General features: G+C 40.5%; 12 protein-coding genes. 5 read left to right on the plus strand and 7 right to left on the minus strand.

The features are described 5' to 3' along the window. The first annotated feature begins 35 nt into the window (after positions 1–35). Positions 36–914 carry a GTPase Era gene (gene era / locus EWE74_RS19425; RefSeq protein ID WP_130143320.1) on the plus strand — a complete coding sequence of 293 codons (879 nt, stop codon included), beginning with the start codon at positions 36–38 and terminating at the stop codon, positions 912–914. A gap of 181 nt (positions 915–1,095) precedes the next feature. Here the strand turns inward: era and uvrC are convergent, their stop codons facing one another. Continuing rightward, positions 1,096–2,892, minus strand: a complete 1,797-nt coding sequence (gene uvrC / locus EWE74_RS19430; protein ID WP_130143321.1) for an excinuclease ABC subunit UvrC — start codon at positions 2,890–2,892, stop codon at positions 1,096–1,098. An 81-nt stretch (positions 2,893–2,973) separates the two neighbouring features. After that, positions 2,974–5,223 (minus strand): penicillin-binding protein 1A, encoded by a 2,250-nt coding sequence (locus EWE74_RS19435; RefSeq protein ID WP_130143322.1) that lies wholly within the window; start codon positions 5,221–5,223, stop codon positions 2,974–2,976. Between the two features lie 128 nt (positions 5,224–5,351). On the opposite strand from EWE74_RS19435, the gene EWE74_RS19440 reads away from it, so the two are divergent. Beyond that, on the plus strand, positions 5,352–6,575 hold the full coding sequence (locus tag EWE74_RS19440) for a TCR/Tet family MFS transporter (protein ID WP_130143323.1): 1,224 nt from the start codon (positions 5,352–5,354) through the stop codon (positions 6,573–6,575). Here the strand turns inward: EWE74_RS19440 and ispF are convergent. Further along, on the minus strand, positions 6,559–7,038 hold the full coding sequence (gene ispF / locus EWE74_RS19445) for a 2-C-methyl-D-erythritol 2,4-cyclodiphosphate synthase (RefSeq protein ID WP_130143324.1): 480 nt from the start codon (positions 7,036–7,038) through the stop codon (positions 6,559–6,561). The two genes, EWE74_RS19440 and ispF, sit on opposite strands and share 17 nt — an antisense overlap. A 118-nt stretch (positions 7,039–7,156) precedes the next feature. Between ispF and EWE74_RS19450 the strand changes: the two genes are divergently transcribed. Continuing rightward, positions 7,157–7,726, plus strand: a complete 570-nt coding sequence (locus EWE74_RS19450; RefSeq protein WP_130143325.1) for an RNA polymerase sigma factor — start codon at positions 7,157–7,159, stop codon at positions 7,724–7,726. Between the two features lie 17 nt (positions 7,727–7,743). Further along, positions 7,744–8,844 (plus strand): S1C family serine protease, encoded by a 1,101-nt coding sequence (locus EWE74_RS19455; RefSeq protein WP_130143326.1) that lies wholly within the window; start codon positions 7,744–7,746, stop codon positions 8,842–8,844. Between the two features lie 38 nt (positions 8,845–8,882). On the opposite strand, the gene EWE74_RS19460 is transcribed toward EWE74_RS19455, so the two are convergent. From EWE74_RS19460 to proB, 4 genes are all read right to left on the minus strand, one after another. Next, on the minus strand, positions 8,883–9,518 hold the full coding sequence (locus EWE74_RS19460) for a peroxiredoxin (RefSeq protein ID WP_130143327.1): 636 nt from the start codon (positions 9,516–9,518) through the stop codon (positions 8,883–8,885). Between the two features lie 89 nt (positions 9,519–9,607). Next, positions 9,608–10,012: a hypothetical protein gene (locus EWE74_RS19465; protein ID WP_130143328.1), complete on the minus strand. Its 405-nt coding sequence runs from the start codon at positions 10,010–10,012 to the stop codon at positions 9,608–9,610. Next, on the minus strand, positions 10,012–11,265 hold the full coding sequence (locus EWE74_RS19470) for a glutamate-5-semialdehyde dehydrogenase (RefSeq protein WP_239018726.1): 1,254 nt from the start codon (positions 11,263–11,265) through the stop codon (positions 10,012–10,014). The genes EWE74_RS19465 and EWE74_RS19470 overlap by 1 nt, the downstream gene beginning before the upstream one ends. Before the next feature lie 50 nt (positions 11,266–11,315). Then, positions 11,316–12,350 (minus strand): glutamate 5-kinase, encoded by a 1,035-nt coding sequence (proB, locus tag EWE74_RS19475; RefSeq protein ID WP_130143329.1) that lies wholly within the window; start codon positions 12,348–12,350, stop codon positions 11,316–11,318. 122 nt (positions 12,351–12,472) lie between these two features. Here proB and EWE74_RS19480 point away from each other — a divergent pair, with 122 nt between their 5' ends. Further along, entirely contained in the window at positions 12,473–12,901 is a 429-nt protein-coding gene (locus tag EWE74_RS19480; protein WP_130143330.1) for a hypothetical protein, read from the plus strand. The last annotated feature ends 4 nt before the right edge of the window (positions 12,902–12,905 follow it).

A 12,905-nucleotide genomic window follows, 5' to 3' on the forward strand; every position in this document is an offset into this window, starting at 1 on the left:
TTTTGTATCTTTACACGTCAAATAAAACAACATTCATGTCGCATAAAGCAGGATTCGTCAGTATCATCGGAAAGCCCAATGCCGGGAAATCTACCTTAATGAACGCATTGGTAGGGGAGAAAATGTCCATCATTACACCGAAAGCACAAACTACCAGACATCGGATCATGGGGATTGTTAACGATGAAGATCACCAGATCATATTCTCGGACACACCCGGCGTCATAAAGCCAAATTATTCCTTGCAGGAATCGATGATGAATTTTGTACAGGGCTCGCTTATTGACGCTGACGTCATTTTATTTGTAACAGACATTCACGAAAAATTCGATGAGAGTGATGTCATTGAAAGGCTGCAGAAGACAAATTCCCCTGTAGCTGTTCTTATTAATAAGATAGATAAATCGTCAGAAGAAGAAGTGAAGAGTAAAATAGCATTCTGGCAAGAAAAACTAAATCCGGACGCTGTTTTTGCTATTTCTGCGTTACTTAACCATGGTGTCGCAGGCATCATGGAATATATTAAAGAGAAACTTCCTATTCATCCGCCTTACTACGAAAAAGACGAGTTAACGGATAAAAGTATGCGTTTCTTTGTATCGGAAATGATTCGAGAAAAAATCTTCAAGTTATACGATAAAGAGATTCCATACAGTACCGAAGTAATCGTAACTTCTTATAAGGAGGAAGAAAATATCACTCGGATAGCGGCGGAAATCATCGTAGAGCGCGATTCCCAAAAAAATATTCTTATTGGAAAAGCTGGCTCCATGATAAAAAAAGTCGGCACATACGCTCGACAGGATATCGAAGAGTTTATTGGCGGAAAAGTGTTTTTGGAGCTTTTTGTCAAGGTAATTCCCGATTGGCGCCGCAAGAAAAATTACTTGAAAAAGTTCGGTTACGAAGATTAGGGTTGTTGTGTTCTTTTTTCCCGCAAAAAAGAACCAAAACCGGAACGAAGTGGAGCTCACCGAAGGTAAATCTCGTCGCTTCGGATATTTGACAGGATGGGATAGTACTAAGGATGGGTTTCTACAGTCGTCAAACACCCGGATGCGACATTAAATATTAATTAAGGGATCGTGTATCTTTCTAAGCAAAGTATTCGCGGAGCGCCATAACCTGTTTGCGGGTAAGCACTTTACTCAATTCTTCGTCGGATGCTTCTTTTACTTTTTTAGCTGATTTAAAGGTTTTCAATAGCTTTTCTACAGAAGTTTTTCCTATTCCCGGAATATTTTCCAGCTCAGAGACAAATGTTTTCCGGCTGCGCTGGTTACGGTGAAACGTAATACCAAAACGATGTGCTTCATCGCGCAGATGCTGGATAATTTTTAAGGTTTCCGATTTTTTGTCTAGATACAGCGGGTACTGATCACCAGGATAATAGATTTCTTCCAAACGCTTAGCGATACCGATAACCGTCACCTTTTTTTCAATCCCTAATAGCTTTAAACTTTTCATCGCCGCTCCTAGCTGTCCTTTCCCACCGTCAATCACAATTAATTGAGGGAGTGGCTGGTCTTCGTCCAATATTCTTCTATAACGCCGAAAAACGGCTTCTTCCATCGTGGCAAAATCATTGGGCCCGACGACAGTCTTTACGTTAAAATGTCTATAATCTTTTTTAGAAGGTTTCGCGTCTTTGAAAACCACGATAGCTGATACGGGATAGCTACCTTGAATATTGGAGTTATCAAAACATTCGATATATCGTGGAAGCACATTCAAACGCAGATCCTTTTGCATCTGCTTTAGGATGCGTTCTGTTTTCACTTCAGGATTCAACTTCTCGTACTGCAGCATACGCTCTTTCTTAAAATAAGCCACATTTTTACGAGACAATTCCAATAAGTTTTTCTTCTCCCCTACTTTGGGCACGGTAAACTTTATGGTTGTATTTTCTTCGATATGAATGTCAAAAGGAACAATAATTTCTTTAGACGTACTTTTGAAACGTTCTCTAAACTCCGGAATCGCTAACGCCAGTAACTCCTCTTCGGATTCATCTAAACGTTTCTTCATTTCCAACGTCTGGGTCTGGATAACAACGCCATGCACGACTTTCAGGTAGTTTACAAAAGCATAATTATCTTCCGAAGCAATGTTAAATACATCCACATTTGTAATCGACGAGCTAACAACAGTAGATTTACTTTGATAATTAGCAAGTTTTTCCAACTTCGCTTTTACTTTGTGTGCAGCCTCAAAATCTAATGCGGCCACGGCATCGTTCATTTGATTTTTTAGACGGTTGGTAACTACTGCAATCTTGCCATTCAATATATCTTTTATATCCGCGAGGTTTTGGTCATAATCTTCTTCAGATTGATATCCTTCACACGGACCTTTACAATTGCCAATCTGATATTCCAAACAAATCCTATATTTGCCTTTGGCGATATTTTCGGGAGAGAGATTCAGATTGCAGGTGCGTAAAGGAAAAAGTTCCCGGATCATATCCAAGATAATGTGCATCATACCCACAGAAGCATAAGGCCCATAATAGCGGGATCCATCCCGAATGTATTTTCGTGTCCAGAAAACGCGCGGAAAATGTTCGTTTTTAATGACAATCCAAGGGTAGGTTTTGTCGTCTTTCAACATGACATTATAACGAGGCTTATGTTTCTTGATCAGGTTATTCTCCAAAAGCCACGCATCAATTTCCGTATCGACAATAGTAAACGCAATACGGTTTATTTTTCGCACAAGTACACGCGTTTTACTATTGAGTTGATGTTCGTTTACGAAATACGAGCCTACCCGATTACGCAAATCTTTAGCCTTTCCCACATAAATGAGTTCATTATTTTTATCAAAATATTGATAAACACCCGGTTTATGGGGAATTTTCTTTAATTCTTCTCTGTAATCAAATGCACTCATGTCATAAAAACGCCGAACAACAAATTTCGTCAAAATCTGCTGTTCGGCATTTATAAATTCTATCTAAATTACGTAAAATTACTAGAATCCCAATCGATCGTCGTCCAAAACTTCCTCATTGGAGGGTGTTCCATAAAACTCCTGATATTGACTACAATCTATTTCGCGCGTCAAACCACCTGGTGGAAGTGGGAAATCTTCTTGTGTATAAGGCAGGTTTTTATCGGCATAGACCTTCTTCATATAGAAGCCAAATATCGGAAGTGCAGCTTGCGCCCCCTGGCCTGACGCCATGCTATGGAAACGAATACCGCGGTCTTCCGCCCCCGTCCATACACCAGTTACTAAATCTGGCGTAACACCGATAAACCAGGCGTCAGAATTATCATTTGTGGTACCTGTTTTTCCACCCATTGGATTTTTAAACCCGCCAAATTCCGCCGACCACCGCAAACGAGAACCAGTACCGCCGTCCACAACACCTTTCAACATATCGATCATAATATAAGCCGATTCGCTGTTTAAAGCCTTAACCACCGTTGGTGTTTTCTCATAAATAGGTGTACCATTTTTGTCTTCGACACGCAAAATCATAGTTGGTTCAATCCACGTACCGTGATTAACAAATGCGGCATAAGCACCGACCATATCGAACACAGAAGCCTCATAGGCGCCCAACGCAATAGACGGATAATTCGGCACGTTGGACGTAATGCCCATGCGTTTAGTCAAGGAAGCAACTGTTGTAGCGGTTACTTCGTTTATGACATAAGCAGAAGCGAAGTTCTGTGAATATTTTAACGCATTTTTCAATGTAATAGGATCGCCTCCTTGCACGGTTCCACGAGGTGTCCAATTACCATAGGTCCGAGAATGATTGGGTACCGGAAAACAAGGTGAATATCCGTTATCTATTGCGGCAGCATAGGTGAATGGTTTCGCTGTGGATCCCACCTGTCTTTGCGCCAGCTTTACATGATCGAATTTAAAATGTTCAAAACTAATACCTCCAACCCACGCCTTAATATAACCTGTTTTAGGTTCCATAGACATCACCGCATTTTGGAGAAAAAGCTTGTTGTAACGGATAGAATCCATTGGCGTCATGACGGTGTCGACATTCCCTTTATAGGTAAACAAGGTCATCGGCGCTTTTTTATTAAATTCCTGTTTGATCTCCTCTTCTGACATACCCGCTTCTTTTAATATGCGATAACGGTCGGAGCGGCGCATGCCAGAAACCAATAATTTTGCATTTTCTCCCTTAAATGGATCTGTATTCCGATACTGACGATCAAAATCCCGCTGTAGCTTTTCCATCCATTCCCGTTGAGCCTCTTCCGCATATTGCTGCATAGCATAGTTGATCGGTGTATACACTTTCAATCCATCACGATCCAAGTCATAAGGTGTACCATCGGCTTTCGTGATGGATAGACGTTTGAATTCTTTTTTTAATTCTTCTTTCAATACCGCGCGAAAATACGGAGCCATACCTTCTCCGTAATTCGCTATTCGGAGCTTTAAACCCAATTCCTGCTCTTTCGCTTTTTGCCCCTCCTCCTTTGTCAGAAAATTCTGGTCGATCATATTATTCAAAACAGTGTTCCGGCGCTTCATCGAATTCTCCGGAAATCTGACGGGCGAATAAATATATGTCCCTTTCAACATGCCCACAAGCATAGCAGCCTGTTCTGGCGTCAATTTATCAGGAGTAGTATCAAAATACGTTCGGGCTGCTGACTTTATCCCAAAAGTATTGTAGGCACCAAAATCGACCGTATTGAAATACATCGTGATGATCTCCTCTTTGGTATAACTTCTCTCCAAGCGAACAGCCGTAATCCATTCTTGGAATTTTTGCATCATACGCTTAAACGTATTGCGTTCCCTCCGTTCGGAGAAGAGGTTTAAGGCCAATTGCTGCGTAATTGTACTTCCACCTTGTTTTCTATTCAACAACGTAGTGTATATCGCAGAAGTTATCGTTCGGGAATAATCGATACCGGCATGATCATAAAACCGCTTATCTTCTGTTGACACTAGGGCATGTACCAAGTAAGGAGATAATTCACTGTATTTTACATTAGAGCGGTTATGTTTATAATATCTACCCAATACCTGAAGGTCATCGGTCAATATTTCTGAAGCTAAATTACTCTTTGGGTTCTCCAATTCTTCAAAAGATGGCAATTTGCCAAATACGCCTAAACGTACACTCACAAGGAAAAGTGCACCAAGAATAACAATACTACACAATATCATCCAAAAATTCCGGGTATATCGTTTGATATCTACTTCTGTCAACTTCTGCTTTGATTCTCTCTTCATAGCATCTATGATACGATTTTAGTACAAAGTTAACATTCTCACCTTAATAAGTTTTAAAAAAGTTTAGAACGATACCATATTAAAATTCTACTTTAGCCAAACTATTTGATCCGTTTGAATCATATTCTATGCATAGAAAAAATAATGCGGGGTTATTTTTCATCTTCCTGACCGTCGTTATCGATACCATTGGCTTAGGTATTATCATCCCGGTATTACCGTCTCTGATTAGGGAGCTGATACATGGTAATCTTAGCGAAGCTTCTCACTACGGGGGATGGCTTATGTTTTCTTATGCTTTTACACAGTTTATATTTGCCTCGATACTGGGAAATTTAAGCGATTGCTATGGTAGACGTCCCGTACTATTGATTTCGTTGTTAGGCTTTTGTATCAATTACATATTGATGGGTTTTGCCCCGAGTATTGTGTGGTTATTTATAGGACGTCTCGTCGCAGGTATTACAGGAGCTAGCCATACCGTTGCTGCCGCTTATATCGCAGATATTAGCACGCCTGAAAAAAAAGCACAGAATTTCGGACTGCTGGGAGCGGCTTTCGGACTGGGGTTTATCATCGGGCCTGTTATCGGTGGGCTTTTAGGACATTATGGCCCGCGTATTCCATTTTTTGCGGCAGGCGCACTAAGCTTCTTTAATTTCATATACGGTTATTTCATCGTGCCAGAATCGTTATCAAAAGAGAACAGACGTTCTTTTTCCTGGCGAAATGCGAATCCTATTGGGGCATTCAAGCATATGAAAAAATATCCACAGATATATGCGCTTATTCTTTGTATTTTTTTAGTTAACCTAGCTGCTCACGCGGTTCAAAGTACCTGGTCGTATTACACAATGGAAAAATTCGCCTGGGATGAAAAAATGGTAGGGATATCACTTGGTTTCATTGGAACACTACTTACTATCGTTCAAGCGGGCTTGCTGCGTATAGTCATACCTAAACTTGGCCTACCCAACTCCATTTTAACGGGATTATTTTTCTTAACACTAGCGCTGCCGTTAATAGGCTTGGTATCTTCTAGTTGGATGCTTTTTACAGCAAGTGTTCTTTACGTATGCGGAGGGATTGGTGGCCCTGCGATCCAAAGCCTTATCTCTAATCTCACACCGCTTAACGAGCAAGGTCAAATTCAAGGCGGGATCGCTTCTGTTATCAGCTTAACGGCTATATTCGGCCCCTTAATGATGAGCAACCTCTTCTCCTTTTTCACAAAAGAGAACACACCTGTTTATTTCCCGGGAGCGCCTTTTATTATGGGCGGCATGTTAACACTCGCAGCATTCTTTACCGCTTATATTTATTTTCAACGAAAACCTAGGACTTCTCAATAAGACATACGGCGTACGCCACAACACCTTCTTGACGACCTATAAAACCCATCGTTTCATTGGTGGTAGCCTTGATGGATATGTCCTCTATATCAATCCCAGCAGCTTTCGCAATATTTTCTTTCATGGCAGGGATATAGGGTTTAATCTTCGGGGCTTCCAAACATAGCATACCATCAATATTGCCCAACCTGAACCCCTTTTCTTTCAAGAGCTTTACACATTCTTCTAGCAAAACGAGACTGCTAATTCCTTTCCATTTAGGATCGGTATTCGGAAAATGAAATCCGATATCTTCTAAGTTTGCTGCTCCTAAAATAGCATCGCAAATCGCATGTACCAAGACGTCGGCATCCGAATGTCCAAACGCCCCTGCATAGTGTTCTAATTGTACCCCCCCTACGACAAACGGATGTCCTTCTTTCATTTGATGGACATCAAAACCAAAACCTACTTTTATCTTCATAACAACGCGAACATACAAAAATTTATTTGCTACTTTTGATTTCTCATCTACCGGATGAAAAAAATAAAAATTAATGCGGCGTAAATAGGTTACTATTTGACTAAAAAGGTATTAATAAGTGAGTAAGGAAAAAAGCGATATACAGATTGATTGCAAAATCATTGACGGCATCAGGGAGGGAGACAACCTTGCTATCCAGCAATTATATCAAATACATTTCCCGCCTATTGCCCAGATGATCATCAACAATCGTGGTAGCAGAGAGGAAGCACAGGATATTTTCCAAGAAACCGTGATGGTGCTGTATAATAAAATCAGTGATGGTGATTTTATGTTGAGCAGCAGATTACAAACATTCTTATATGCGATTTCCAAGCGGCTATGGCTTAAACACCTTACTCGTGGCGAAGCGAAATATCGTAAGGATTCAATAGACGATTACGGAGAGTCGCTAGCTGCTGAAGAAGTGATCGAAGATCATGAGCTTAAGGAAACTAATCTCGTCCAGATGGAAGATGCATTAAACGGATTAGGAGAACCTTGTAAAACGATCTTGTATGATTTTTATATACAAGGGCAATCGATGGCAGCAATTTGTGAAAAGTTTGGTTACACAAACGCTGATAATGCGAAGACGCAAAAATACAAGTGTCTTCAGCGTTTAAAAAAGATATTTTTCAAAAAGTAAGTTACAATTCAATGGGCATGAAAAGCTTAAATCAACAGGCGTTTATATCGTGGGCAGATGCGTATCTTCGGGAAGAACTTTCCCTAGAAGATAGATTGAGGTTTGAGACATATTGTACAGAAAACCCTGTTCATGCAGAAATTTTTGCGCAACATAAAGCTTTTTTAACGACTATGGTCAAAGCTGAGGCGCGGTCAAATTTCAAGCGAAATTTACAACACGTTGCGCAAGACTATCACGAGGCGCACAGCCCAAAACCGACGACTAAAGTTATCCGTTTGTGGGATAGATTAAAACTCAATGCTGCGGTGGCCGCTGCGATCGCTATTGTATCCGTGTTCTCGACACTATGGCTGACAGGATATTATAAAAATCTTAAAAAAACCACATCCGACTACAGTGCGTTACGCCGGGATATGAATACCGTAAAACGTAATGTAAACGCACAGAACGCAGCTATTCAAAACATCCATAACACCAAAGACAATGTAAAGGAAACAATGCATTACGGTGCTACGGGATTCATGATTACGAAAAATGGATATGTCGTCACGAACTATCATGTTATCACCGGCGCCGATTCAGTACATTTACAAAATCACAAAGGCGAATCTTTCAAAGCAGAGATTATTTTCACGAATCCGGAGAAAGATTTGGCCATCCTACATATCAACGATTCCACTTTTAAATCGATAAGGAGTATACCATATACCTTTAAAAGACAAGATTCTGATATGGGAGAAGATGTTTATACAATTGGCTTTCCTAGAGATGAAGCCGTATATGGACAAGGTTATCTGAGCTCATCTACTGGTTATGCCGGCGACACACTCGCCTATCAAATATCAATTCCGGTAAACCCCGGTAATAGTGGTGGACCGTTATTGGATAAGGAAGGGAATGTCATTGGGATTATCAGTGGAAAACAAAAAGGGATAGATGGTGCAGCATTTGCAATCAAAACGAAAGCTTTAATGGAAACACTGAATAGTATCCCGGCGGACTCACTTAATGGAAAAAATGTCGTGCTGAATAATAAAAACTTATTACATAATCTATCACGGACTGACCAGATTAAAAAATTACAGGATTACATTTATATCGTGAAAGTTTATTAAAAAAGAAACGGGCAAAGTTATATTTGCCCGTTTCTTTTTTACTTATTCGGTTGCGGCGTAACACGCAAATACGGTTTTATTTCCGTGTAACCTTTTGGAAATTTAGCTGGAATGTCTTCTGTCTTTATCGCAGGAACCACGATAACATCTTCGCCGTCTTTCCAGTCGGCAGGTGTTGCAACAGAATACTCATCTGTCAATTGAAGTGAGTCAATCACCCGTAAAATCTCAAAGAAATTTCGACCTGTAGAAGCTGGATAAGTTAGCGTTAGCTTAACTTTCTTATCTGGACCGATAACAAATACGGAGCGGACCGTAGCCGTAGCAGAAGCATTAGGGTGAATCATGTCGTATAATTCCGCCACCTTACGGTCTTTGTCCGCAATAATCGGAAAATCTACGGTTGTGTTTTGCGTCTCGTTGATGTCCTTAATCCAACCGAGGTGGTCTTCCACTGAATCGACACTTAATGCTAATACTTTCGTATTTCTTTTTTCAAACTCTGATTTAAGCTGCGCAGTACGTCCAAGTTCTGTTGTACATACAGGCGTGTAATCTGAGGGGTGTGAATACAAAACTGCCCAGCCCCCATCGATATACTCGTAAAAGTCAATTTTTCCTATGGATGTTTCCGCTTGGAAGTTCGGAGCAACATCACCTAATCGTAAACTCATATCTTACTCTTTTTAAAGGTTTTTAAATAAACAACTACAATATCTACAAATTTAGTGGATTATTTTGTTTTTCAAAATGAAACGACCGCTCATTTTTGTAATCTTTTGTCTATAAGTGTCAGATTCCCGTAATCTTCAAAGGAAAAGCTCCCCAATTTCTGTGACACGTGTTCCAAGAGAAACTTTGAATAACGTAGAAGCTGCTGTTGTGTTTCATCCACAGGATCCCGTAATGCATCTTGCAAGAAAAGTAAAGCTAATGGACGAATCTGTTCTGTCTCCAACTCTTGCTCCACATAAGTCAAAAGTTCGCCTTGGGAGAGTCCCAACATCCAACTCCGCTCCTTTCCAAAAAAATGATGATAGCCTTCCTCAATAATAGTGGGTTCCACCGGTTCATCAAAAGCCTCATATTTATCAACGAGCAAGCGCAAAAATTTACCCATCTCATTAATCCAGTTCAGGATCGTATCTTTCTCATATCGAATACCCATTATCTCGTCTGTCCGTCACCCGTAATATACCACTTCTCTGTTACCAATTTCTCTAAAGCGAAAGGTCCTCTAGCGTGGAGCTTTTGTGTAGAGATACCTATTTCAGCTCCAAGTCCAAAAGCACCACCGTCTGTGAATCGTGTAGATGCATTCGTATAAACCGCGGCTGCATCCACCGTATCCATGTAGGTATTGATGCGTTCCGTATCTGTTGAGACAATACATTCCGAATGTTTAGAGGAATGCTCTGCTATATGTGCTAAGGCCTCATCGAAATCTTCTACCACCTTGACAGAACATTGCAGCGATAGGAACTCTCGTCCAAAATCTTCTTCTTTAGCTAATTCCAACAGCGGATAACCGAGTTCTTGTAAAATGGAATACGCCGTTTTATCTGCATAAATTTTCACGCTACTATCTTTAAAATAGGGAACAACCTTGCCAAGAAGGTCGTTCGCTACTTCACGATCGACCAAAACCGTATCCAACGCATTACATACCGATGGTCGCTGTATTTTAGCATTCGCAATAATTTTTGCAGCCTTTTCCAGATCACCCGAACGTTCCACATAGGTATGACATACGCCCGCTCCCGTTTCAATAACGGGCACTTTCGCTTGTTCACGGACCAAATCTATAAGCGCTTGCGACCCTCGAGGGATAATGATATCCACATACTGCGTAGCAGAAAGCAATTCACTTACAAATGCTCTGTCCGTCGGCAATAATTGTACAATATGTATATTTAATTGATGCCGACGCAGCTCCTCTTGTATAATTTCTACCAGCACACTGTTTGTATACCAAGCATCTGACCCTCCACGTAATACACACACATTTCCCGATCGTATACATAATGCGGCCACATCTACTGTGACGTTTGGTCTAGATTCATAAATAACACCAACCACACCTAGAGGAACAGTTTTCTTTTCTACTAACAATCCGTTTTCGAGTTCTTTTCGAGAAATCAATAATCCTGTTGGATCAGGTAGATTTGCAACATCGATCAGGCTAGCCGATAACGCCAAAATCCGATGGCTATCCAACAATAATCGATCGTATCGCGGATCTTCCTTATCCATACGCTCCAAGTCTTTCTTATTCTCCCGGATAATGTCTTCTACCCGCTGCTCCAAGGAACCAGCTATATCTTGCAACAACTGTTGCTTTGCATTATCAGTCAAACGCTTAACGGCTATAGTAGCTTCATGAGCTGCCTTTAATTCTTCTTGTATACTTTCCTTCATCATCTAAAAAATCCCTTTCCTTTTTATTTTATATATTACAAACTAAGTACAAATCACAACAGCACAATATCATCGGCATGTGCTATTGCTACATTCTTTTTCTTGCGAATTGATTCCACATCTAAGACATCAATTTTTGATTTTGCCACGGCAAACACCTCTCCATTTTCGTTAGCTATCTGAAAAACCTCTCCTGTTTCCAAGGCTTGATTGATAGTTAATACCCCTACAGCCAATAGGCTTTTACGATTTTGAATGGCAGTCGCTGCCCCTTCATCCACATGCACCAATGCTTTGATAAGACTACCCGTTGCAAGCCACTTGTTCCTCGAAGATACCTTTTTTTTCTGTGGTAAACAAACCGTACCGGTCTCGCCCTTTACTGCTTTTAAGATTCCATCTTCCGTTTGCATACTGAAGATAACGGTCTGTATACCCATTTGATTTGCCAGTCTTGCGAAATTAAGCTTTGATGTCATTCCTCCTAAACCAACAGCCGATTTTTCTTTTTTCACGACGGAGAATATGTCTTTATCAACAGAGGATATTTGTGCTATAACCTTTCCTTTCGCATCCAATACCCCCGGAACCGACGTACTAAATAGCAATTGTTCCGCACCAAATCCGACCGCTATTAAGGTTGCCAGTTCATCATTGTCGGAGAATTTGAGTTCTTTATTACTCACCACATCATTTTCGTTGGCGATAGGAATGATATTATTCTTCCAAAGTTCCTGATATGTATCCTTAAGTTGAAGAAACTGTGCTCTATTCGCAAAATGTTGCCTTTCACACAGACTTTGCGCTAACGCAATATTAAAAGGTTTAAAATACGTACCATAGGTACGAACAAGTAGCGGATTTCCGATAGCCGCAGCGGCCTTTCGCGCCGACAAGCTACCATCATAATTCTTTAAGTATTTTTTTCCAGCTGCAACCGCACCTGACGATACCAGAACGATATTATATTTCGACTGCAGTTGCGCTGTCTGTCGAGCAATTTCCAATACAATGCGTTCGTCCACATCCCCCTCTTTGGTTGTAATTGCAGCGGAACCAAATTTTATAACCAGTACAGGCTTCTTCATTTATTTAGCAATTTGAAAAACAAAATAATTTGTTTAAAGAAATGTAAATGTAGCAAATTATCCATTATTTAAATCAGACTTTGGTATGGTTTATGAACATCTATTCGTAAAAAGACACCACCATGAAGCATATCACATTCATATTGATTTCAGTTGTACTTTTCTCTTGTCAGGGTTCTGTTCAGAAAGACACATCAAATGATAGTTCGTCCTCACTCCCTCCGATTGGTGGGGTTAAAGACAAACACGGTTGCCTCGTTTCCGCGGGCTATACTTGGTCGAAAATTAAAGAAGAATGTATCCGTCCGTGGGAAGGTACCATCACTATGAACGTCACAGACACGTCGACCAATTTTGAAACTGCAGCTTTCGTTTTAATGGATTCCTTGAAGCAGAAGGCAGAGCTATTCATAAATGAAGAAGAGGAGAGTATTTTATTGGACAGCATCGCTCCTCATTTATACGCTAATAATAATTATAAGTTGATAGAAGAAAACCATTGTTGGTCATTGATTCATCAAGAGGAGGTACTTTATGAAGAGAAGAAATAACGTA

Origin of the sequence: Sphingobacterium corticibacterium, assembly GCF_004208525.1 — a bacterium.
In the GTDB taxonomy this organism is placed as follows: domain Bacteria; phylum Bacteroidota; class Bacteroidia; order Sphingobacteriales; family Sphingobacteriaceae; genus Sphingobacterium; species Sphingobacterium corticibacterium.